The organism is Corynebacterium sp. CCM 9203 (genome assembly GCF_041357675.1).
Taxonomy (GTDB): domain Bacteria; phylum Actinomycetota; class Actinomycetes; order Mycobacteriales; family Mycobacteriaceae; genus Corynebacterium.
Window position 1 is genome coordinate 217518 of sequence record NZ_JAUERY010000003.1, and the last position, 23619, is coordinate 241136.

The window sequence follows — 23619 nt, forward strand, 5'->3', positions numbered from 1 at the left end:
ACAGTTCGGTGTGAATCCCGCCCCTGGGCGGGTTTATCGTTCCCACCAGAGTTTCTGGCCCGGAATCAGCGCCCACTGTCATGCTTCCGATCAGGGAGCCGGTTGCGGGAGAATCCGGGACGAGAGCCCACCGAGAACTTCCGCTGACGCCGAGAAATCGACGGGAATTCTGGGCAGGATGTTTGACTGTCGAGCGATAACGATAGCCAGCATGACGAACGCTCCGAGACTCAGGACACCGCTCACTCCCATACCCGTACTCAACCCGACGCTCTTCCCCGATAACGTTTCAGTACTGTTCAGGATATTGAATCCCGAGGACAGTTGCGCAGCAGAACCACTGGGCTGCGGAGGAGTGTAATCATCCGGAGGCGTCACCTTACCCCGAAGATGCGGAGTGAACGTCTCATCACCCGCCCTATCGACCGCCAGGGTATCCCCCGACGTTTCTGGCCCGGTGACCACGGTGCGGTCGGTATCCGGTGCGGCCTCTTCGGCTACGGAAACGGGAACGAGAATCGTGGTGGCCAGCGCAAGACTGCTGGCAACCGCGACGCCCGAACGGATGATGGAGAGGCGGAACGAGGTAGGCATGAGATGTTCTTTCCGGAAATTGTCGGGCCGCATGAGCCGGAGTAGGCCATGCAGGAGGTGAAATCAGAGTATCTTCTGCGACCGCCCCTCTCGGACTGCCACAGAAGATTCCGAGAGTGACTTTACATCGGATACGGTCGACTCCTGACGATCCTATCCGGCCCGACCACGATTTCGTTAGCTTTCCCGACACATGTGCAGAACCCGGAACGAATCCTTCCAGCCCGTTGTCCCAGGCTGAATCTGAATACTGAGCACCTCGGCTGGTCCAACAACACGGGTAACTGCACCGGGTGAGTAAGAAAGTGGAAGATAACCCCACTGAACACGGGCAGAGCTCCCCGGAGGCCATCGGCTCCACTTCATGCGTTTCCGGGGTCTCACTCTGGATTGTTATATCATGGTCATCTGAATCGGTTCGATAGCAGGATCCTTCTGACTGATACCTGCGATCGCGGACAACCGGAGCCGACCCACGAAAAGTTCCCTCCGGAAAAATCCTTGGGGGTGATCAAAGACATAGATCGAACCATCGGAAAACTCTGGCACCGTCAGTCAGTGAAGGGAAACGGGTGTCCTTCACGTGCTAGCCGTAGCCGCTGGTGTCCGTCATCCCGTCGAGTCCACCGGATACCGGGTCGATGACCGCCGTTTCCCCCGAACACCAGGAGGCCACCACGGCGTTATCGTCGGCGACGAAAACGGCACCGAGGTGCCCCTGATGATATTGGCACCAGCCTTGATTCCATGAATCTCTTTCTGGGGATTAACCATGTTCAGTGGTGTCACAGTCTTCGCCACGGGGTCAGATCACAGGTACACCTCCGGTACGGGTACCAGCAGCAAAAGTAGTTTCCTTCCTTGATATGCAGGAAGGTGTTATCCGGAATCAGACCTAAGCCCGTGTAATAACAAAGAGTTGCGCTGGTCGCCACACAGGTGACTGGTGCACTCCTCTCATTCAGTTCTTTACCCAGGACATCCGAAACACGCGGGAGTGCCTTTCGCGAACCTCTCCGTCACGTCCACAGCAATGAATCCGCCATTCGGCCCCGTCTCGTACAGAGCTCCGAGGTTTCCCGATTCTTCAGCGAATGCGACACCCGTGATTTTTTTCGTGCGTCCTAGGTACTGCCACCCACACCGCCGGCGACGTGACCGGCACCGCGGCGATGATGGCATCACCGGCGAGGCATTCCGCTGTGACAGAAACCTTGTGGACCAATCGATCGTCGAAATCAACATAGAAGAGAGTGCCCGTTTGTCCACCCCAACCTGAATCAAATCTGATGCGCCTGTCAACCCTCTCGCTGATTAGCTTTGTTCCCAGGTCAGCGAAATACCTCTCAATGAACCCGGTTTCACATTTGCTGACAACAGCGATTCCATCATCTTTAGTATGTCCAACGCATTGGCCGCCCCCACGCCACATCAACGCTGACGCCACTGATGGCCCAGTACGCGGGGCTATCGACACCCGGTAAGACTTCCCCCGGATAGCCGAAGCTCAGGACAGTCAGATTCCCTCGCGCTGTGTAAAAATTTCGAGGACACACTGTTCTTCTCTTCCGCCCACGTCACGGTGCTGCGATCCCAGCTAACCACCAGACCTGCACCGTTAAACCTCCCGGCACCGGTGTGTCGAGTGAACCAAGTTGAGCTTCCTCCGGCCCGTGTCAGTCTCCCTGATGTTGCTTGCTAAACCGGATGAACAGTTCTCCATCCCCGGAAAGAGGATCGAACACGATACGCGGGTCAGCGAAAGTCAGGTCCAGGTCGCACTGCCCCCGAACATATATCCACTGCACTGAACCTTCCCGGAAGTGGGAGCCAGACCGACCGTTGAGTTCACATCCGCCCCCCCTGCGAGACAACCGTGCTGGTCAGTGAGTAGACGGTCGTGGATACTACGACGACAACTACAGCTACTCTCGGCGACCTTTCAATGACATAGGCCGACCCCCGATCACACTCCGGTAAATGCCGGAAGTGTGATCGGGGGTCGCTCTTTGCTTGCCTCAGCCGTGTACGGCCGAAAAGCGTTGATCGCTGTGGAGGTTAGCTGCGCCAGCCGCCACGGTCAGTGTTGCGGTCACCACCGCGGAAACCACCACGACCACCGCGATCTTCACGGTCACCACCGCGGAAACCACCACGACCACCGCGATCTTCACGGTCACCACCGCGGAAACCACCACGACCACCACGATCTTCACGGTCACCACCGCGGAAACCACCACGACCACCACGGTCGCCACCGCGGAAACCACCACCACCGGAAGACTGGCGTCCGATGGGTGCATCCGGAGTGTGCTCCAGTTGAATGAGCTGGCCCGAGATGCGGGTGTCAGACAGGTTTTCCCACACTTCGCGGGGCAGATCCTTGGGTAGTTCAACCAGAGTGTGGTCGACATTGATGGTGATACGCCCGACATCCTGAGAAGTCAGTCCACCCTCGTTAGCCAACGCACCGACGATGGCACCCGGGCGAACATGCTGGCGTTTGCCGACCGCGACGCGATACACGGAGAGGTTCTTGTCGCCACGGTCGAAGCGGGCATTTCCGCCTCGGTCGCCACGGTCGCCTCGGTCCGGTCTATCGCCCCGGTCGAAACGTCCACCGCGATCATTGCCACGGTCCCGATCACGGTCAAAACGCTCACGATCCCGCTTCGGCTGTTCCTTGAGAAGGAAATCATTGCCAGCCTGGGCCTGGGTAGCGAGTGCGGCAGCAACGTCTTCGAGTGGCACATCGTGCTCTTCCGCATACTCCTTGACCAAGTGACGGAAGAGATTGACCTGTTTGTCCTCCAGCGCGGCAGTAATGGAGTCGGCGAACTTCGCTTTACGCGAATCGTTGACTTCCTCAACACTCGGGAGTTCCATCTCGTTGAGCGGGGCGTTGGTCGCCCGCTCGATGGACTTCAGCATGCGACGCTCACGCGGAGTGACAAACAGGATCGCCTCACCGGAGCGGCCCGCACGGCCGGTACGGCCGATACGGTGGACGTAGCTCTCGGTGTCATGGGGGATGTCGAAGTTGAGCACGTGGCTGATGCGGTCGACGTCGAGTCCACGGGCGGCGACATCAGTCGCGACGAGGATGTCAAGGCGACCATCCTTGAGTTGGTCGACGGTGCGCTCACGCTGAGCCTGGGCGATGTCACCGTTGATGGCGGCCGCGGAGAATCCCCGGGCGCGCAGCTTCTCAGCGACTTCCTCCGTCTCGTGCTTGGTGCGTACGAACACGATCATGGCCTCGATCTCTGTGACCTCGAGGATACGGGTCAGCGCGTCGATCTTGTTCCGGTGCGCGACAGAAAGGTAGCGCTGCGTGATGTTGGTGTTGGTACGGGTCTTTGACTTGACGGTGATCTCCGCCGGGTCATTGAGGTACTGCTTAGAGATGCGACGGATACCGTTGGGCATCGTCGCGGAGAACAGGGCGACCTGCTTCTCGGCGGGTGTGTCGGCGAGGATCCGCTCGACGTCCTCCTGGAAGCCCATGTTCAGCATCTCGTCGGCCTCATCGAGAACGAGGTAGCGCAAGCCGGAGATGTCCAGTGACCCCTTCTGCAGGTGGTCGATGACGCGACCGGGGGTACCGACCACGATCTGCGCACCACGACGGAGACCACCGAGCTGCACGCCGTAGGCCTGGCCACCGTAAATCGGTAGGATACTGATCCGGTTGCCGATGTGATCGGCGAATCCCTGGAACGCATCGGCGACCTGGAGTGCGAGCTCACGGGTTGGCGCAAGCACGAGTGCCTGGGGCGCCTTCACCGACGGATCGATTCGGGAGAGGATGGGCAGTGCGAACGCAGCGGTTTTACCGGTGCCGGTCTGGGCGAGCCCGACAACGTCCCGGCCCTCCATGAGAAGCGGGATCGTCTGGGTCTGGATCGGTGAGGGGGACTCGTAACCAATCTTGCGGACGGCCGCCAGAGTGCGTTCCGGCAGTCCGAGTCCAGCGAAACCGTTCTCTTCCGGTTCTTCGGCCTTGACCTCCGGGGTTTTTTCCGGAGCGCTCTCCTGTGTGTCGACGTCGTGCTTTGCATCATCTTCCACGACGACCGGAGCTTCTTCCGCTTCGTCGCTAACCTCGCCGGATGCCTCAACGTCGGAAACGTCATCATCACTCGCGACGGTCACAACGACAGTCTCGGGGTTTTCTGCATCAGCGGTATCCGCACTGATTTCAGCCGCGGTGTTCTCTGCACCTGCATTGACCACGTCATCCAGGGTGATGATCTCATTCGCATCACCGTTGGTGTTCAAGTTGTTTTCGTTCTGGGCGTTCACTGCGCCATCCTCATTCTTCTGCGCGACTTCATATTTCGCGCTGCTCATGTCATTCCGCACGCTGTTCGCGCGGCTCACACATTATTTTTCTTGATGTTGTATCGGTGCCTGGCGTTATGAAGACCGCACCGACCAGCGCTACCCGACGCTTGCACTACGGGGCACTGTGTCCTGCTCGCCACACCTGGGCCTTGCCGGTCCACATCTAACAGACTAATCCCATGAGGGTGTCTGACTCGTCGATGGAAGATGGTGTCTACGCAAAAGGCTCGTCACAGCCAGCTTCAAGTGACTGACGACGACCTCGCGGACACGACACAAACCAGCATCCCAATGATCCAGTGAGGCCATGTCGGCGCTCAACAAGATCGGGCGTACAACCACCGGGGATGTAGGCTAGTGAAAAGCAGTACTTCTCCACAGTACGCGCAAAACCGCCGTTTGGCTAATCCAGAGCCAGCACAAACACCGCGGTGAGCAGAAAATTTAAGGTGAACCGTCAGGTCGAAACCTAAATATATTCAATAATTTTCTGGCAACACATAAGACAGTCACTAAAATTTATCGACACCTAATCCATTATCCAATAATTAATGCACTATAAATTATATTAGAAAATATTAACCTCTGCAAAGGGGCGGAAACCCACAATCTAACTAATGACAAATTTCGACCATGGGATATTCGGGCAATATTTTAATTTTATAAGGATATCAATATTTCATCCGCCTTTTTAGAAAAGACCCCAGATCTTCAAGAAGCCCTCTAATGACAATACGATCAATCTTTCCGCCATGACTTGGGGCCCAAATACAGTCAGGGTGACAAGCGTAAAGATTCACCATCTTCCCATAAATTCCACTAGGGTTTCGAAACTTCTCTCCCCGCCCCCCAGGTGATGAATATTGGCATTATTCAACACCTCAGATAGGCGACAAACTTTCCCACAGTCGGGTCAAGATACTTCCAATGTGACCCATACAAAAGAGCAGCCACAATAGTCACTCCAGTTAGGTGAAAGATTGCCCCTTTCAGGATATCCCCACCTCCCTATAAATCCGGAACACAACCAACCATTTACGATAACCAAACCTGGATGCACGTGAAACGATCGAGAGAAACATCACGGATGCCTTAGCTCATGAATGCGGGTGAATCAGTACCTACTGATCACCATCGCTTGTCCCTGCCCTCCAGCTCCACAGAGTGAGACGGCGGCGGTCCCACTTCCACGACGGAGAAGTTCATAAACGGCGGTCACCAGAACCCGGGCACCGGAGGCCCCCAGCGGGTGCCCCAGGGCGATCGCGCCTCCATTGGGATTGCACTTCCCCATGTCCAGGTCCAGGTCGCGCAGGGATTGGATGACCACCGATGCGAAGGCCTCGTTGATTTCCACAAAATCGACGTCATCGAGTTGTATCCGACTGTCCGAGAGTGCTTTTTTCAGGGCGTCGGCGGGTTTGGAATGCAGGTAGTGGTCCGGTCCCCCGGTACTCCCCTGCCCTTCGATGGTGGCGAGGATCTCAAGCCCGTTCCGCTGCGCGTACTCGCGGCTGACCACGACCAGTGCCGCTGCGCCGTCTGAGATCTGGGATGAGTTACCCGCTGTGATCGTCCCCTCCCGGTTAAATGCCGGGCGGAGTTTCCCGAGGCTCTCCATGGTGGTGTCCGCACGTATCCCCTCGTCGCTCTCCACCACCAGGGGGTCGCCCTTCCGTTGTGGGACCGTTACCGGGGCGATCTCGTCGCGGAATCGGCCTTCCTCCTGCGCTTCATGGGCACGCCGGTTGCTGAGTTCCGCGATAGTGTCCTGCTGTTGCCGGGTGATGCCACGTTCTCCGTTGCCTTTCTCCGTGAGCGCCCCCATGGTCTCTCCGGTATACGGGTCCTGGAGTCCGTCATACAGCATGGCATCTTCCGCTGTGGTCGGCCCCAGAACAGTTCCTGAGCGTGCCGCAGTGAGCAGGTGCGGGGCACAGGTCATGGATTCCTGACCACCAGCTACCACCACGTTTGCGTCACCACATCGGATGAGTCGGGCGGCTTGGGTGACCGCCTCGATGCCGGAGAGGCAGGCCTTGTTCAGTGTGTCCGCGAACGCACTGAGGGGAATCCCGGCGTTGATCGCCGCCTGGCGGGCCGGCACTTGCCCGGATCCTGCCTGGATGGCCTGTCCCATGATGACCTGATCAATGTGCTGCGGATTGATTCCGGAGCGTTCCACGGCGGCTTTGATTGCCACGCCACCCAAATCAACTGCGGAGACGTCCTTGAATACGCCGAGGAGTTTTCCCTGTGGTGTGCGGGCAGCTCCCACGATAACAGCTTCGCGTTTCATGATTGTTCTCCTTCGATCCGGGTTGCTCCGTCATCGGTGATGACGGTAAATGTCGCTTCGGTGTTTTCCTCGACCTCTGCCAGGCTCACACCCGGCGCGAGTTCCCGGAGCACCATTCCTTCGCGCTCGGTGATGTCGAAAACTGCAAGGTTGGTGATGACGCGGTCGACGACCTGCGTTCCGGTGAGTGGCAGGGTGCAGTTCTTCTTGAGTTTCGGACGTCCCTTTTTGTCCACGTGGTCGGTGAGGACGATGACCCGGGGGGCTCCCGCGACCAGGTCCATCGCTCCCCCCATTCCCTTGACCATGACTCCGGGAATGATCCAATTAGCGAGATCCCCTTTCTCGGAAACCTCCATCGCACCGAGTACCGCGAGCTTGAGGTTTCCGCCCCGGATCATCGCGAAACTCTCTGCCGAGTCGAACACTACCGCCCCCTTGCTGAGTGTGACGGTCTGTTTCCCGGCATTGATGAGATCGGGGTCTTCTTCCCCCTCAAAAGGGAACGGGCCCATTCCAAGGATTCCGTTCTCCGATTGCAGGATGATGTTCACGCCCTCGGGTAGTTGATTAGCGATCATGGTGGGGATACCGATCCCCAAGTTAACGTAATCACCGTCGCTGAGTTCGGCTGCGGCGATGGCCGCCATTTCTTCGCGTGTCCAGGCCATGTCGTTTCAGTTTCCTTTCTCGGCGGAGTTACCTTCGGGGCGTGGTCGGGTAGTCACCCGTTCAATCGGTTTGATCCGGGGTACAGCCTGCACGAGATGCTGAACGTAGACGCCTGGTGTGTGAATGAAGTCGGGGTCCAGATCGCCGAGTTCAACTACCTGTTCAGCCTGGGCGATGGTGATTCGACCGGCCATCGCGCACACCGGGTTGAAATTTCGGGCGGTGCGGTTGTAGACGAGGTTCCCGTTCGGGTCCGCTGTCGCGGCATGGACGAGGGCCAGATCGGTTCTGATGGCTTCTTCGAGGATGTAGTGCCGTCCATTAATCTCGCGGACTTCCTTACCTTCCGCGATGATCGTCCCGTAACCGGTGGGGGTGAAGAAGGCTGGGATACCAGCGCCCGCTGCACGAAGCCGTTCCGCGAGGGATCCCTGTGGAACGAATTCGAGCTCGAGTTGTCCGGCGAGGTATTGCTCTGCAAACGCCTTGTTTTCTCCGACGTAGGACGCCATGACCTTTTTCACCTGCTGGGATTCGAGAAGGAGTCCGAGCCCTATTCCGTCAATGCTCATGTTGTTGGACACGATCGTGAGATCCTTCGCTCCCGAGGCATTGACTGCCTCGATGAGGTCGAAGGGGCTGCCTGACAGTCCGAATCCGCCGACTGCGATGGACATGCCGTCCCTGATGAGTCCCGACACCAGATCGGTGATGTCACCTGTGTGTAATTTGCTCACGTAATGCTCCTCAGAAAGGTTGACAGACGATCCGGGGAAACATGGGCTCCGCCTCGGATCACAGTTGGCGGAAGGTGGTCAGAGGGCCTCAAGGCGTTCCAGAACAGTGTCTGGTTCGGCCTCTACGGGAATTTGGGCGACGAGAAAATCAGCCTGCGGTACCTCACCCTCCCCTAGCCAGTAGCCCGGGTCAACAGTTGCACCACACAGGTCCTTACCTGCGACGGCGATAGTTTCATCGGTCTGCATCAGTACGGACCAACCGACATGTTCTGCGGCGTTGATCACCGGTTGGTAAGCGGCGATGTCCTCTGCCGGAAGTGTCGTGTCGTCACCGGATCGTCGGCCATCGAGAAGTAGACCGGCGACGGGGGCGTCTACGAACCTGCGGAGCCAGTCGGCGACGTACATGGCTGCGGATTCCGCATGATCCTCGGTGATCGAACTGACGTCGGTGTTTCCGGCCGCTGCCGCCGCTTGTGCGAGCCAGCGTAGCGGCGACGGTATCCGGAGGAGGAACGGTACTCGACTGGTATGGCTGGTCGCGGTGAGAATACGGTTCGCTACGGTCGCTGCGGAGTCATCAGCGAGCATGGTGCGCAATGTGTATCCGGTCCGGGAGCGGGCTCCCATGGACTCCCCCAGCTCGGGGGTCGCGGAGAGAACCGCGCTATAAAGTGCTCCGAGGTCGACGATGGTGGCGTCGGAGTTCAGCATTCCCTGAGCCTGACCGTAGTAGCTTGCGGTCGCCGGAGCATCGAGATAGGGAAGTTCACCGTGGAGGATGACCCGTTCGCCGAAGGGAACATGGTCGAGAAATAGTGCGGTTCCGCGTTCCGAGGGTGGGGTGGTGATGAGGTCGGTGAATGAGGTCATGGGATGCTCCTTGTTCCGGTGGATGAACGCCTGTTGTACCTGGTTGTTGTCAGTAAAAATAGGGCTGCCCTGGGGCGGCGTGGAACCGCACCCAGGGTTGTGGAGAGACGGGTCAGCTCTTTTTCGAGACCGTCTCGCCGTGTTTCTCCTCGAGCTCCGCGATCCGCGCTTCGAGAGCCTCGATCTTCAATTCGCGACGGTCCGGGATCATGATGATCGGAAGTTCATCGACTGTTCCGGTGACCCGCTTGCGGCCGTTGACTGTGAAGACCGTGGCGGTGAGTTCCTCGGTGTCATCACCCCAGTTGCCGTAGTAGAGGAGGTCCTCCGGGGGCTCCTCCGTGACGAACTCCTCGATGAACTCGGCGTAGGGCTTGCCCTTGGACAGGCGTTCCCTGCGGCGCGCCTCACGGAGTCGTCGTGTCTCCTCGGCATCCAACCGGAAGTGCTCTTCGTCATAGGCGACGCAGAAGATATCGCGGGCGACTTTCGGTGAGATGCGTCCGAGTTCCGCATCCGCGACGACGGACTCGGGGTCCCGTTCGATCGGGTCACCGTAGCCGCCGCCTGCACCTTGGCTGATCATGTACAGCTCACCGTCCTTGGCGACGTCGAACTGCAGGCCCATGTGTGACGTCATATACTTCGCCCCCTCGAAGGGACGTTCGTTCATGACCTTCTCAATGGAGAGATCAAAGGTGCGGGAGTCTTTGCGGAAGCTGTCGTAGGTATTGACGCCCTTCACCATCGCGAGCGGGTAGGCACCGCAGCCGTAGCCCCCGAACATTCCGTAGATCGAGCTGAACTTCGATCCGGATGTCACCGTCATGAATCCCCAGTGCGGGGTTCCCTCTGCTGCGACGATCATCTCGTAGCCCATGCCGCCGGTGAACTTGCCGAAGCCCATGTTGTCCTTGACCAGGCGCTTCGACACGAGCTGCATGAAGGGAACCTCCTCCTCCATGATCTCCTGCTCTGCGGTGTCCGCCATGGCGCAGAATAGTGGGGAGACAGAATCCTCACCGTCCCGGAAAGGCTTTGCCCCGCCTGGCATTCCGTTGAGGTCGGCGCAGAGGTTGCCCACCTGGTCACCGTGCTGTGTTTCACCGCCCCACAGGAAGGTATTGATCTGGTTAAACCAGTTGGCCACCACATTGGAGTACTTGCGGGGGGTGGAGAACTGCATCTTCCCGTAGAGCGCCTGCATCGCGGAGAAACCGCGGAAGGATGCCTGGAGGGACTGGCCCATCGGCGCATCGTAGGAGGCGTCCGACCAGGTTCCCTCGTCGGAGATGATCTCGATGCAGCTCATGGCTGAGGTGCAGCGTGGCAGATCCGGCCACCAGAAAGCGAGGATCGCCTGCATCATCATCGATTTGACGGAGCACAGTGGCGAGTTGAACGCACGGTTGAGGATCTCAGGGCCAGAGCCCCGCAGATCGACGGACATGTGATCCCCCTTGACGGTGATCTTGCACGCCATCTTGATGAGGATGTTCTCCTTCAGGGTCGAGTCCATGAACTGATTAAAGGAATAGGTACCGTCCGGCAGTTCCGCGATGCGACGTCGGACCTCGGCATCGACGTCCTCGATGGTGATGCGGATCGCGGCGACGAACGTCTCCACCCCGACTTCATCGATCAGTGTGTTGATGCGTTCCATGATGCGGTTAACGGCCCCGATCTTGACCTTCAGGTCAGCCAACTGCAGCTTCGGATCACGGACGGAGTGTTGCAGGAAGGTCAGTAGGTCACGACGCAGGTGGCCGCGCTCGACGATCTTGAAGGGACTCATCCGGAGGCCATCATCGAAGGGGGTCTCCGAACCCGAGGGCATACCGCCGGGTTCACAGGCACCGTTCTCGCCTTCGTGAATCGTCGCGGCGACCCAGGCGATGAGCTGACCATCACGGATGATCGGCATGATCATGGACTGGTCTGTGTTGTGGACGTTTCCGTAGCGGGCATCGTTGTGGATGAAACCGTCGCCTTCGTTGATGCCGACGGTGGGCTCATCCTTCCAATACTTCATGATGTACCGGATGGGATGGTGCAAAATCGCCGAGAAAGCGATGACCCCGTGGCAGGAGAGGTAGGAGACGTCACCTTCTGCGGTGTATATGGCGGTGGTGAGGTCACCCCATTTCGCTCCCGGGGCCGCTCCCTGAGCCTCACACATCTCATATCCCTCATCGAGGGCACCCGAGATACGCTTACGGATTCGTTCAACCTGGATACGGTCAATCCCTTTTCCGATGCATTCCTCCTCATAGGGGGTACGCTCGGCGATGCTGTGGCTCCGCATGATCTCCGGGTCAGGTCCGAGGAACAGCGTGGTCTCGTCCATGAAGGCGTCAACCCATTCCTGTTCTTGCAGGGTAAGGTTCTTGCCTTGGACGGAGGTTGTTGTGTCTTTGTCGACAGCGGTCATTGCATTCTCCTCGTGGTGTCAGTCATCAGTCCTGCAGGAGCCAGACGGCGCCCTGCTCGGTGGGTTCCAGGCGCCATCCCGGCTCGACCAGGAAGGTGGTGTTCTCCGTGGTGACGATCGCCGGTCCCTCAATGATCGCGGCAGCGGTCAGGGCGCTCTGGTTGTACAGCGGAGTGTCAATGGCCTTGTCTTTTCCGACGAAGTGGACCCGACGTTCCCCGATCGACTCCGGGGTTGTCCGTTCTCCGCCGTTGGCGAGTGACTCGAAGTTGACGGTGTCGCCCTCAACGTAGGAGGCGACTCGAACCGTGTTGACTCGGATTCCAGCCTCGGGAGCGGCACAGTTGGAACCGAATCGGTGGCTGTAGACATCACCGAAGGTCTTGATCATGTGCAGTACATCCCCGACGCCGGTCATCCGATTGATGTCCAGTGTCACAGCCTGGGTGAGGAGCTGGTTTCCGTAACGCATGTCCAGTTCCAGTCGGTACTTGACGTCCTCGGCCGCGAAGCCTTGTCTGCGCAGGTCCTCTCGTCCCTTGGCCTCGAGTTCTTCGACTATTTCATTGAACTCGGCGTAGTTGTCGTACAGTGCCCGGGTGGTGGCGTTGTACATCGTGATGTGTGTGCCCCGCTCATGGAAGTGGAGCTGCTGCATGTTCCCCGCACCGCAGGCGGAGAACACAGAACTGAACGGGGGAACAAGAACCTTGGTGATACCGGCGTGCCGGGCGATACCACAGGCATGGAGGGGACCGTTTCCGCCGTAGGCCAGCATCGTGAAGTCCTCGGGCAGGTAGCCGCGTACACGCAGTTCCTTGCCGATGCCGATGGCCATCTGCTCATCGACGGAGTTCTTGATGATCTTCGCGATGTCGAGGACGTCCATGTCCATCTCGTCGCAGAGAGTCTCCTCGATGGCGAACACCGAACGCTTCGGATTCAGTTTGATGTACCCGTTCGCATAATTGTCCGGGTCGAGGTACCCGAGGAGAAGGTCTGCGTCAGTGACGGTGGGACGCAGCCCGCCCCGGTCATAGCAGGCCGGTCCCGGGTTGGATCCGGCGGATTCCGGTCCGATTTTCACCGACTGGTGGATGCGGTCGTAGCTGGCAATGGATCCACCACCTGCACCGAGGGTGTCGAGGTGCACCATGGGAACGCTGACCAGCCATCTGTCGATGGTCGGCATGAAGTCGTAGTGCTTCACGCCTCCTTCAGGAACGAGTCCGATATCGAAGGAAGTTCCACCCATGTCGGTGCTGATGACGCTTCCGATGTCGGTGGATTTCGCGAGGTGCTCCGCGGCACCGACACCAGCGATGGGACCGGAGTGGATGGTCTGCAGTGCGTCTGTCGAGTTCATCTGCGCCATACCGCCGGAATTGTGGTTGACCAGCATCGGCTTGGTGTACCCGGATTCACGGAGGTTGTTCGAGAGTTGGCTCAGTGCGTGGAACATGATCTCGTGCAGGAATGCATCAACGATCGTGGATGTGGCCCGGACGTACTCACCTTTTCGTCCGGAGACCTGGTGCCCGAGCAGGACCGGGACGGCACCCAGCTCGTGAGACGGATACTCCTCCAGGATGATCTCCTGGATCTGGAGTTCGTGGACCGGATTCTCGGTGGCGTTGGTCAGCGATACGACGATGGCTTCGGCACCGGCATCCATCAGCTCCCGGACGACGTTCCGGACGTCATCCTCCCGCAGTGCAGCGACGACTTTACCCGCGGAGTTGACCCGCTCCTTGACGGAACGGATCAGTGCACGGGGAACAAGGGGTTCGGGGCGTTCCGCAGCCGGCATGTTCTGTTGCATGGAGTAGTCGAGACCTTCACCGTAGCCCCGGCCTCGGGACAACGGGATCGTGTCCTCGAAGCCGTGTGTGACGATGGCTCCGACCTTCGGTCCCTTGCGTTCGATGAGAGCGTTGGTGCCGAGTGTCGTGGCGTAGCGCACCGAGTCCACCCCGGACAGGGCGGTCTCGCGGTCGAGTCCGGCGCGTTCACACGCCAGATCGAGCGCCTCATTGAATCCGAGAGCTAGGTTGTGGTGCGTGGTCAGTGCCTTCGCCTCGACGTAGGTGTCGTCCCAGACGAAGAAGCAGTCGGTGAATGTGCCGCCAATGTCGACGGAGATGCGTTTCATGGATGTCTCCTGGTTTCGTTTCGCAACTCAACGCTGTGAGTCGGCGGCTTTTTTCTTGAGTTCGGCGGTGTACTTCTGAGCGTCCTCGCCGGGGCCGTAGTTAAAAACTTCCTCTGGATCAACACCCCGTTCCTCCCATTGCTTGCGGAGAGCAGCGACGTCGATGACCATGTCACGGGTCGGCGGGTGTCCCGGCGGGACGTACTCGGTCTCGAGCTGGGTGGCACAGCCGGGGCAGTAGAATTCCAGGATCCTGCAGTAACTCGGGTCCGGAGAGAACGTGTACTCGTAGCGCTCGGGGTCGATGATCGGCTGATGGATCTCGGTCGGATCCCGGTCGTACACCAGGCAGCCGGGTTTGTAGTTCCGGTTTGCGTCACCGATGTCGTGACCGCAGTTGCGGCACAGCCACCGTTCGGTGTCGAGATCGATGAGCAGATACTCGGTCATGGGGACTCGCACAGTGTTTTCCTTACTGTCTCGTGATGGTGGTCAGCGCTCGTCGCTGATGATGAGATCACCGTTGCTGGTCACGGTGAACACCCAACCTGGGGTGACCCGCGCGGTGAAGAACGGCCCCTCGATGATCGCCGGCCCTGCCGCCCTCGCCCCTGGAGCTTGATCTTCGAGTACGTAGACGGGAAGATCCCGGATCTCATCGGCTCCGACGCGAACGGCGCGGATCGTGGTGGAAACGGCATCGGATGCTTCGACACTGTCGTCGTCCCCGAGATCGGCGTGCGGCAGAACCTTCTTCACATCCAGGCACAACATCAGGTTTCCCTCCAGATCACCGAGATCTTCTCCGTGCCGGTATCCACGTGTCGAGATGACTTCACCTGATTCGTCGTGCTGCTCGAGTGCCCATTCGGTCTCGCATTCCGCGAGGCTGTATCCCTCCTGGAACATGTCCCGTTCAGCGCGGTGCAGCAATTCATCATGATGACGTTGCAGGCTCTCAGCATCGGTACCGGTGATGCTTATCTCGTAGGTCTTCCCGATGTCGGAGAAGGAGATGCCGAACGCAGAGAACACTGCGGCCATGCGTGGAATGAGGACACGCTTCACTCCGGCTTTCTCTGCGGCACCGCACGCGCTCATTGGACCTGCCCCGCCGAACGCAGCGAGCGTCGTGTCGTCGCGCACTAGGTCACGGAACGTTTCCGCCATTGTCTCGAGATATGCGTCCTCCATCCGGATCAACGCCTCTTCGAGACTGATACCGAGGGGCTCGGCAATGGTGGAAGTGATGACCGCACGACTCCGGGAAGCATCGAGGTGCATCTGGCCGTTGAGGTAGGTGTCGGGGTCGAGGACACCGAGAAGTACCTTGACATCGGTGATCGTGGCGTCTTTTCCACCTAGACCGAAGCATGCCGGGCCGGGGGCTGCACCGACGGAACGGGGACCGACGACGATCTTGCCGTCGCGGACGCCGATGATCGAACTGCCGCCCACACCGGAGCTGTGCACGCTGGACATCGGGAAAGAGATCGTCGCTTCCCCGACCTGTCCGCGTCGTTTCGTCTCGATGGTGCAGTTGTCGACGACGCCGACGTCGGTCGTCGTACCACCGACATCCATCATCAGAACATGGTCGAGCGAATAGCTCCGGGCGAGGGCGGCGGTGCCCTCCAATCCACCACGGGGGCCGGAAGAATAGGTGCGCAGAGCAACTGACTTGGACACCCGCGACGATGCACCGTCATTGCGGTAGACGAGTAGTGGGTTGGTGACCTTGTTGTCCCTAAGACGGGACTGTGCCTGGTAGAGGAAGCGTTCCATCACCGGATGCAGGAACGTGTTGACTACTGATGACCAGGCACGGCGGGCGTCATCGATGTCCTCGACGAATTCCCAACTGCACAGCACCGGGACGGAGCCGAGTAGCTGCCTGGGAAAGTTACGGAGAAGGAGATTACGCACGGTCCGCTCGGATTCCGCGTCGCGCCCGACGACCACGAGACGTGCAGCACCATCGGTGGTGAGCTTGTTGACGGTCTGTACGAGACTGAACTCAAGTGTGTCATCGGAGATGTCGAATGTCTCAACCCGGGTGCCGACCAGGTCGGTGAAGAGCGCAGAGTGGTCATCGTCGGACTGCATGGCGTCAACCACCGCAAGGTCTTCGACGAGTAGTCCGATGGACGGCCCCTTGCGTTCAACGAGAGCGTTGGTCCCCTGAGTCGTGGAGTAGCGGATATGCTCCGCCTCGTGGAGCAATCGGACCAGGTCACGCTCGCCATAGAGGTTTGCGGATGCCTTCGCGATTCCCTCAAAGAGACACTCCGACAAATCAAAAGGTGTGGTGAGGGTTTTAGTGAAGGAAAATTCTCCCCCGTCCCACACACAGATATCAGTCAGGGTTCCACCGTTATCGATGTTAATGAGGTGTTTCATATGTCCTCCTCACGCGACCTTGAACGAAGATCGCGGCGTTCCAGAAACGTCCGTGTTACTGGTACCAAAACTGTAACAGCGTTTTACGCATAAAGTGAGGGCTGTCACATAAATTGGTCAGGAGTGCATTGTGACCCAGGTCATGAGATAAAACGGGGGTAGGCGGGGGTACTTTAGCTACCCCATAGATCGGCCATGATGCGCGACCGCAAAGCCACCAACCGTGAGACACCCCACCCGCAACCCCAGGGCCAACCTTCAGACCTGCAACTTCCCGGAATATGGAACGAAACTACTGCCCCATCAATGCTTACAACCCCCAACGGGGGCTAACAAACCAAACCTTGAAACCCGGCCAGATCTTTGATCAGGAATCAGATATTTGCACGGCAAATATAAATATATAGCTCAATGAATACCAACCAAATACAGGCCAACACATCGGAAATGTCCGATCAAAAATTGCCAATTTTGCAAAGTTGTTTCAACAATGAGAAACGCTTTTCATTAACCTGGTTGTAGAAAAAACGCGCTGGCATTGGGAAGATGGGTAGACAATCACATTTCATTAGTTAGCTATCTGTAACCCCACATCACTTGCCCGACCGGACACTTCAACCAATGGGCCCGGCAGATATCAGGGTGTAGACACAGGCGCTACCGTCCGCTTTCCGTCAAAGGTCTCCCGACCAAAGAACCATGCGGACGCAGCCAACAGACTCACCGCACCACACGCGGCAAAGGCGGCACGGTATCCGAGCGCGTCCGCGAGGGCACCCACAATGACAGGACCGGCGATCGCTCCGAAATCCTGCGCCATCTGGAAGTTGGCGAGCACCTTCCCCCCCGAACGGTGGTTGCCGATAATGTCCGCCAGCGTCGCCTGCTGTGAGGGCAGGAACAACCCAGCTCCCACACCCGCCCCGACCGACACCGCCAGAAGCGTCCAGGGCTGTGAGGTCAGTCCGATCGCCGCCGTAAAAATCCCGTTGACCACAAGTCCTGCAAGGATGAGCGGTTTTCTCCCGATCCGATCGGCAAGGCGACCCGCAATCTGGAGTGCAGAGGCATTCCCGACCGCGAATGCAGCGAGCGCGATTCCCGCTACTGCACCCCCGGTATGGAATGCTGCGGCCGCGAACAAGGGCAGGAGCGCGATCCGGACCCCGAGATTCGCCCATCCGTTGGCAAAACCACCGATCAACGCACTTCGATAAGCTGAGTCACGGATCGCCTCCCCGAACTGCATCGGCGGAGCCGTGTTGTCGTGGTCATAGCCATACACCGCAACCGCGCTGAGTTTCCACCAGACAATGAAGGCTGCAAGAAACAGAGCCGCCCCGTAGATCAGGAACGGGGTACGCATCCCCAGCACCGACAGGGCGGCACCGATCACGGGTCCGACGATTGATCCCGTGAGAAATGCAGTGGCATAGACCGACGACGAGCGCCCCCGTATCTCCGGCGGGGATATTCTCACGATCAACCCCATCGCAGACACCGTGAACATCGTGGATCCGATCCCCCCGACCGCACGGAGGGCGACGAGCTGCCAGTACTCCCGGGCGAAGGCGATCAACCCGGTCGCGACTGCAACGGTAACGAGTCCAGTCAGATAGACACGCCGCGAGCCGATACGATCGACCAGCCGCCCCGACACCGGCGCGAAAACGAGTCTGGATGCCGCGAACACGGAGACGACAAGACCAGCAGCCGCCATCGAGACACCGAAACTCCGGGCGAACTGAGGAAGAATCGGAGCTATGAGCCCGAAACCCACGGCGATGATGAATGCCGCGGACACGAGCACCCAAATTTCCTCGGGAATACGGGTTCTTGGCCGATCCTCGGCAATCTCTCTCGTCACACATTCAGGCTAACCTCGAATGCCCCCACTCACACACTCGTCAACGCCCCAGGTGTCAGACGCCACCCCCCAACCCCAAGTTCGAATACATATTTGGTTCAGGAGCGGTTCATGTCCACCACGTCACATGTGGCCGGAGCCTGTTCAACACGGAAGAAATACCGGGGATCCAACCCTGTAGGTCACTTCTATCAAGGTTGTACAGCCGTACCACCCGACGTCCCCTCTCCTCCGGGAAGAGAACGCCAGTGCCGGGCATAACGGCCTTCACCGAATCCGACGAAGCCGCACACGACAAATGGAATCCGTACGCCCCCCGATACGACGACCACGTTAGCTCACCCGCCCCTTCCACATATTGGCGGACACTATCCGTTCGGTTATGCGAGACTCTCAGACAACCTCCACGACAAATCACCATCCACCGGATCTGGCCGCGAAAACATACACATATGAGCGGTGGCGGTCACTGGATCGGAGGGTGAGGCTGTGTGATTGAGCCGACAGGAGAAGCCCCTCCAATCTTTCTGTTGGCACGTGGAACGTACCTTATCTGCCACTATTCGTCCGTGACATCCCTGCCAAGGTCTTCCTCATCCACGCCATCGAGATCGAAATCCTCGAGATCGTCCTCCTCATCACCGTCCTCATCGCGGGGCTCCCCGAAAAAGAGGTCATCGTAGTCATCGGCGGTGCTGGAGAGTTCCTCTTCCCATTCCGCGACGTGCTCGGCTATGAAGGGCATCACCGTGAGCAGTCGCTTGAAATCCGTATAGGCACCTAGCCCCATAGTCTGTTCCGGGAGGATCAGCCCCTCTGCGATGAAGTACCCGATGAGTTCCTCAATCAACGCGTCATCGACAGGTCCGTCGACCCCGTTGAGCTGATCATCCAGCAGAGCCTCCAAGTCCGGATCAAACGTCGTGAGAGTCACGGTAGCCACTGGTTCACCGTCAACGATGTCGATCACGATGTCGAGCTCGGAGTTCTCGGCAGCAGGAGAACGAACAGTGATCGGTTCCCCCTCCACTGCTGTGAACTGAAGTTCCCCAAAACGGCCGTCCGGGTCAGTGACGAGTTCATCGACAAGATCAACGATCGCATCCGTCGCCATGTGGTCAAGCACCGCGTCCACCGCCGCATCAACCGAGAAAACCGCTGATACGAGGACCGCCTCAAACTCCTCCTCGTCACCGGCCAGCGCGGGGTCGGTGACAGCGGCATCCGGTGCCGCTGCGATGTAGATGTTCGCTGCAGGAAGCAGTTCATTGGTCACATCGAACTGGATCTCGACACCGGACGAGATCGGTACGAACAAGGTGTCATCGTTGACGCGCGATTCAATCCCCTCGGCGTCCAGGGCGGCGGCAAGATCCTCATAGAAGCTCATGTAGGTGATGCACCCTTCCGGTGGCTGGCGTTTGTGTAGTGGGCGCCGGGAACCTCAATGCTCCTTCGACACCCGGATCCGGACTCAATCGCCGGAACACCTGACAGCCTAGTGCCGCAAAGCATGACGCGGTGCGTCACACCGACGGACGCACCGAGCCCCTCCCCCGTTCAGCAGCTAACCGCCGAATGCGGAGAGCAACTTCCGCTCCCGTTCATCTGGCTCCTGCCGAGGGCAAGACAGACACTTCCCCACCGTCGGCGAATGATAGATCATGCAGCACGAGGCTCTCTTCACCACCGTGCGGACATCATCAGGCTCATCTCCAGCAGACACCGCCGCCATGTCGGTCGGGAAAATACGCCCCCCGATGATGTCGAGAAAACGGGGCTCGGGTACCACGACACCATCCGGAACACCGGCGGCCAGTCCTGCCACCAGTTCACCGGCTACACGAACACCGAGATACGGATCGAACACCTCGTTTCCTGCTTCCACCGCAGCCTGGGCGAGGCCGTCGGCGGCCACGGCCCAGAGCGGGGCCGACCGGACTCCCGTACTCCGGGAGATCGCACACACCACCGGCTTGACAGAACGGGCGAGATCCTTCCCCGCCGCTCGCCACGCAACCGCCGACCCCGCACCGACACGACCTGGCGTGAAACCGATCCAGAATCCTTCCCCGGGGTCTCCGTACCGTTCAACGGCGCCACTGAGAAACAGTTCTCCTCGATCAAGGTCGAGGTCGGGAACACAGTCATACCCGACCATTACCGTCACCGATGGACCGACGATGGAGTTCACGGCGGAAAACCACCACAATTGGCCCCCATGTCTCGGATCGCTAACTCCGAAAAGCTGTCCGGCGGCGGCGACCGCCCGTTCTATGACATCCGACTCCGCAGCTTCTCCCACGGTGAGGGGACGACTGCCGTCACCGGGTTCAACCGCTGCACGAAAGCGCGGATGGTCCGCGAGCAGCCGGGCGAACACGCCATCCATCCGGTACCTCCTGCGACAACTTGATCTTCCCGCGCCCTCTGACCCGATCACCCAGGTTTCGTCGCCTCCGGCGACACCCCCCGAATGTCCAGCATATCCGGGCGCCCTGCCCCCCATTCCCTCATGTCGTAGTCACTCCATGCCTGCCGGAGGCGGGAACGTGGATCATAGGTTACATGAGATCGAGCATCGAAGATCCGGGTCGCACGTCCGGGACCATTGTCTCCTCCCAACCGGTACCGGGGCCATCCAGACCCCGGAACTGAGTGATGGATGAAATTTCCCCAATAGGCTTGCATCTCAGTGGTCACCCCACTCAAGTCCTCCACACCACCGAAACGGGTGATGCTGCGGGTCCGGGACTCCTTGTGTGCTGCGAAAACCGCAGTGAGTTCAAATGAGTGCATCGCACCGAGGCCGATCCACCGCAATGCCGCCGGGGCATAGTCGAACCTGTACATCCAAGTGTCGACGCAACGGGAATGATTCTCCGCGATCCGGAGCGACGGTGCCCAAAACACAGCGTCGGTAACCATCCTGGCGAAGTCGGATCTTTCGATGGCCCCGTTGTACGCCTGAAGAACTGCCGCAGAATTCGAGTGGTCGTAGGCATCCAGCATCCGGGCAGCAGCCCTGCTCCGCGCGTTCTGTCTGATGTAGAGGAGCTTCGTCACCGAAGCTTCGTCGTTGTTCGTGCCGATGAGCAGAGGAACCTTGTTCTGGCGGCCCGCTGCGAAGGTGTCAAACGGATGCTCCGGAAGTAGGTCCCCGTCCACGGTCGGGCCATAACAGGAATTGAGCTGAAGCAATTCCCGGGAACGCCACATCATCGACTGCCCGGCACGGACCAAGTCACCGGCATCTTCGAAACGAAGTTGACCGCAGGTGGTTTCCAAGGGAAAGGCCATCGACGTAACAAGTTGCTGTGCCCAATACGCGGACTGCACGGGAGCGTGCAACGTCGCGGCGGGAGCAGACTGCACGATGGCCTTGTGGAAGAGACCTTCCGCTGCAGGCACACACAACAACGTCGTCACCGCCGCCCCACCCGCAGATTCCCCCATGAGCGTGATATTGCCGGGATCGCCACCAAAAGCCTCGATGTTCCGGTTGACCCAGTTTAGGGCGAGTAGCTGGTCATGCACAGCGGGATTGGCGACGCAATCGCCGTCTCCGAGGCTGCGGAGGTCAAGGTACCCGAAGACACCCAGCCGGAAATTGACGGAGACGTAGACGACGTCGAGGTTTCGGACGAAATTGTACCCGCGCAACATCGTTTCGTGGGAGGACCCCACGATGAAGGATCCGCCATGGAAGTAGACGACGACGGGAAGCCCGTCTTCCTCGGTGTCCGGTCGTACGATGTCGAGATTCAGGCAGTCCTCGGCTCCTCGGACCGAGTCCTTGTAGGAGTATTCGGGCTGGGGCGCGACCGGCCCAAATTCAACACAATCCCGTACTCCTCTCCATGGTTCTGGGCTCGTGGGGGCCCGCCATCGGAATTCTCCGGAGGTGTCGGATCCATAGGGCACACCGCGCCAGGTACGTATTCCCGACAGCACGGTGCCACGTACGAGTCCTGCAGTGGTGACTGTGATATCGTCCATTGCCCTACACCGTAGTAATCCCGACAGCCACCGGGGAATCGACCCGGCCGCCGGATATAAAGTCGCAGGCAGCAGGCTCTCCGGGCAGGAACCGGGGCGAATCGCCCACCGGTAACTGTCACCGTTCGGACACGAAATGGTAGCAATTATTCGGTCATATGCTGCTTGTGTCGCACCAACTTCCGGTGGCATCTACGATGTAGCGCACCACCGACGCCGAGATTCTGGCGCACCCCGGCTCAACCTCTGCCGGGGCCACCCACAAACACAAGAAATGAGTGAGTGACACCCATGGGTCTCTTTGGACTCTTCGGAAAAGACAAGAACGACACACAGGATAACCGTCCCGTAACCGATGCCGTCGGTTCCGACCCGAAGGCACTGGAAGGCCGTACCGGAGCAACAGGCCGGATGCTGATCTCAGGACTGGACAAGGCCGTACATATCCAGGCAGACACGATCGCCAGGTACGTGGACTGGATGCGTGCAAAGAATCCTGACCTCAATCCGCGGGAGCTGCAGAAGGCCATCGACAAACACTTCTCCGTCCTGGCCACCGGTTCCGGTGGTGCAGCGGGAGTCGCTGCCGCTGTTCCGGGGATCGGGCTGATCACCGGTGCCGCGGCGATCGGGGTGGAGTCGCTCGTCTTCCTCGACCTCGCCGCGTTCTACACCATGGCGTCCGCGAGACTCCGCGGTGTGGACATCCACGATCCGGAACGCCGTCGGGCGCTGATTCTCGTCGCGCTCACCGGATCTTCCGGAACTGCACTCGTCGACGCTGCAGTCGGTGATCTGTCCGCAGGGGCGGGCAGCCGCTCATTCACCACAGCGCTGTCGAGTTTCTCAGGTGCGAAGCTCACCAACGTGAACAATCGCATGGTCAATCTCGCGGTGAAGACGATGGGCAAGAAACTCCGTCGTGCATGGTTCGGCAAGATCATGCCGTTGGGCATCGGTGCGGTCGTCGGTTCTTTCGCAAACCATCGTCTCGCGGACAAGGTCGTATCCAACGTCGGTGAATCACTCGGTGGTCTGCCCGCGGAGTTCTCAACGCCGATCCCTGATGATGTCCCCGAGGACATCGACGTACCCGCCGAGATCGCCCGTGATCTGGCTGAAGCCGACAACTCGGATGAGCGAGAATAGCGCACCCCGCTTCTCTTTACCGGCACCGCACCCCATCACCGGGGGGCGGTGCCTTCGTCATTCTCCGCACCCGCCCCGGAGACAACCCGAGGTCGG

15 protein-coding genes are annotated in these 23619 nt (G+C 59.2%); 1 reads left to right on the forward strand and 14 read right to left on the reverse strand.

All coding sequences use genetic code 11. The annotated features are described in order from the left end of the window. Positions 1-90: 90 nt before the first annotated feature. From QWU44_RS07705 to QWU44_RS07770, 14 genes are all read right to left on the reverse strand, one after another. Positions 91-594 (reverse strand): hypothetical protein, encoded by a 504-nt coding sequence (locus QWU44_RS07705; protein ID WP_370915103.1) that lies wholly within the window; start codon positions 592-594, stop codon positions 91-93. Between the two features lie 2058 nt (positions 595-2652). Next, complete coding sequence (locus QWU44_RS07710; protein WP_370915104.1) at positions 2653-4947, reverse strand: DEAD/DEAH box helicase; 2295 nt, start codon at positions 4945-4947, stop codon at positions 2653-2655. Between the two features lie 1108 nt (positions 4948-6055). Continuing rightward, positions 6056-7240 carry an acetyl-CoA C-acetyltransferase gene (locus QWU44_RS07715; protein WP_370915105.1) on the reverse strand — a complete coding sequence of 395 codons (1185 nt, stop codon included), beginning with the start codon at positions 7238-7240 and terminating at the stop codon, positions 6056-6058. Then, positions 7237-7911, reverse strand: a complete 675-nt coding sequence (locus tag QWU44_RS07720) for a 3-oxoacid CoA-transferase subunit B (protein ID WP_370915106.1) — start codon at positions 7909-7911, stop codon at positions 7237-7239. Before QWU44_RS07720 ends, QWU44_RS07715 begins: the two co-directional genes overlap by 4 nt. A 6-nt stretch (positions 7912-7917) precedes the next feature. Further along, a complete protein-coding gene (locus QWU44_RS07725) occupies positions 7918-8649 on the reverse strand; it encodes a CoA transferase subunit A (RefSeq protein WP_370915107.1) in 732 nt (243 codons plus the stop codon). 78 nt (positions 8650-8727) lie between these two features. Continuing rightward, positions 8728-9525 carry a hypothetical protein gene (locus tag QWU44_RS07730; RefSeq protein ID WP_370915108.1) on the reverse strand — a complete coding sequence of 266 codons (798 nt, stop codon included), beginning with the start codon at positions 9523-9525 and terminating at the stop codon, positions 8728-8730. A gap of 112 nt (positions 9526-9637) precedes the next feature. Beyond that, the gene (locus QWU44_RS07735) at positions 9638-11956 is read right to left on the reverse strand and encodes a hydantoinase B/oxoprolinase family protein (protein WP_370915109.1); all 2319 of its coding nucleotides are present in this window, start codon (positions 11954-11956) and stop codon (positions 9638-9640) included. 25 nt (positions 11957-11981) lie between these two features. Then, positions 11982-14108, reverse strand: coding sequence for a hydantoinase/oxoprolinase family protein (locus tag QWU44_RS07740; RefSeq protein ID WP_370915110.1), 2127 nt, complete (start codon positions 14106-14108; stop codon positions 11982-11984). A gap of 27 nt (positions 14109-14135) precedes the next feature. Beyond that, positions 14136-14570 (reverse strand): acetone carboxylase subunit gamma, encoded by a 435-nt coding sequence (locus QWU44_RS07745; RefSeq protein WP_370915111.1) that lies wholly within the window; start codon positions 14568-14570, stop codon positions 14136-14138. Positions 14571-14600: 30 nt separating this feature from the next. Next, complete coding sequence (locus tag QWU44_RS07750; protein WP_370915112.1) at positions 14601-16508, reverse strand: hydantoinase/oxoprolinase family protein; 1908 nt, start codon at positions 16506-16508, stop codon at positions 14601-14603. Positions 16509-17145: 637 nt separating this feature from the next. Then, positions 17146-18375 carry an MFS transporter gene (locus tag QWU44_RS07755; RefSeq protein WP_370915113.1) on the reverse strand — a complete coding sequence of 410 codons (1230 nt, stop codon included), beginning with the start codon at positions 18373-18375 and terminating at the stop codon, positions 17146-17148. 559 nt (positions 18376-18934) lie between these two features. Further along, positions 18935-19765 carry a hypothetical protein gene (locus tag QWU44_RS07760; RefSeq protein ID WP_370915114.1) on the reverse strand — a complete coding sequence of 277 codons (831 nt, stop codon included), beginning with the start codon at positions 19763-19765 and terminating at the stop codon, positions 18935-18937. 177 nt (positions 19766-19942) lie between these two features. Continuing rightward, positions 19943-20767: a (2Fe-2S)-binding protein gene (locus QWU44_RS07765; RefSeq protein ID WP_370915115.1), complete on the reverse strand. Its 825-nt coding sequence runs from the start codon at positions 20765-20767 to the stop codon at positions 19943-19945. Positions 20768-20814: 47 nt separating this feature from the next. Further along, positions 20815-22374: a carboxylesterase/lipase family protein gene (locus tag QWU44_RS07770; RefSeq protein WP_370915116.1), complete on the reverse strand. Its 1560-nt coding sequence runs from the start codon at positions 22372-22374 to the stop codon at positions 20815-20817. Positions 22375-22665: 291 nt separating this feature from the next. On the opposite strand from QWU44_RS07770, the gene QWU44_RS07775 reads away from it, so the two are divergent. Then, positions 22666-23523 (forward strand): hypothetical protein, encoded by an 858-nt coding sequence (locus tag QWU44_RS07775; RefSeq protein ID WP_370915117.1) that lies wholly within the window; start codon positions 22666-22668, stop codon positions 23521-23523. Positions 23524-23619 lie beyond the last annotated feature (96 nt).

What these genes read in the sequence shown, in the direction of transcription:
- QWU44_RS07715 (WP_370915105.1), bottom strand. Translation starts at nt 7,240, where the DNA reads ATGAAACGCGAAGCTGTTATCGTGGGAGCTGCCCGCACACCACAGGGA.
- QWU44_RS07765 (WP_370915115.1), bottom strand. Translation starts at nt 20,767, where the DNA reads ATGGATGGCGTGTTCGCCCGGCTGCTCGCGGACCATCCGCGCTTTCGT.
- QWU44_RS07730 (WP_370915108.1), bottom strand. Translation starts at nt 9,525, where the DNA reads ATGACCTCATTCACCGACCTCATCACCACCCCACCCTCGGAACGCGGA.
- QWU44_RS07760 (WP_370915114.1), bottom strand. Translation starts at nt 19,765, where the DNA reads ATGAGCTTCTATGAGGATCTTGCCGCCGCCCTGGACGCCGAGGGGATT.
- QWU44_RS07770 (WP_370915116.1), bottom strand. Translation starts at nt 22,374, where the DNA reads ATGGACGATATCACAGTCACCACTGCAGGACTCGTACGTGGCACCGTG.
- QWU44_RS07710 (WP_370915104.1), bottom strand. Translation starts at nt 4,947, where the DNA reads ATGAGCAGCGCGAAATATGAAGTCGCGCAGAAGAATGAGGATGGCGCA.
- QWU44_RS07740 (WP_370915110.1), bottom strand. Translation starts at nt 14,108, where the DNA reads ATGAAACGCATCTCCGTCGACATTGGCGGCACATTCACCGACTGCTTC.
- QWU44_RS07775 (WP_370915117.1), top strand. Translation starts at nt 22,666, where the DNA reads ATGGGTCTCTTTGGACTCTTCGGAAAAGACAAGAACGACACACAGGAT.
- QWU44_RS07720 (WP_370915106.1), bottom strand. Translation starts at nt 7,911, where the DNA reads ATGGCCTGGACACGCGAAGAAATGGCGGCCATCGCCGCAGCCGAACTC.
- QWU44_RS07750 (WP_370915112.1), bottom strand. Translation starts at nt 16,508, where the DNA reads ATGAAACACCTCATTAACATCGATAACGGTGGAACCCTGACTGATATC.
- QWU44_RS07705 (WP_370915103.1), bottom strand. Translation starts at nt 594, where the DNA reads ATGCCTACCTCGTTCCGCCTCTCCATCATCCGTTCGGGCGTCGCGGTT.
- QWU44_RS07735 (WP_370915109.1), bottom strand. Translation starts at nt 11,956, where the DNA reads ATGACCGCTGTCGACAAAGACACAACAACCTCCGTCCAAGGCAAGAAC.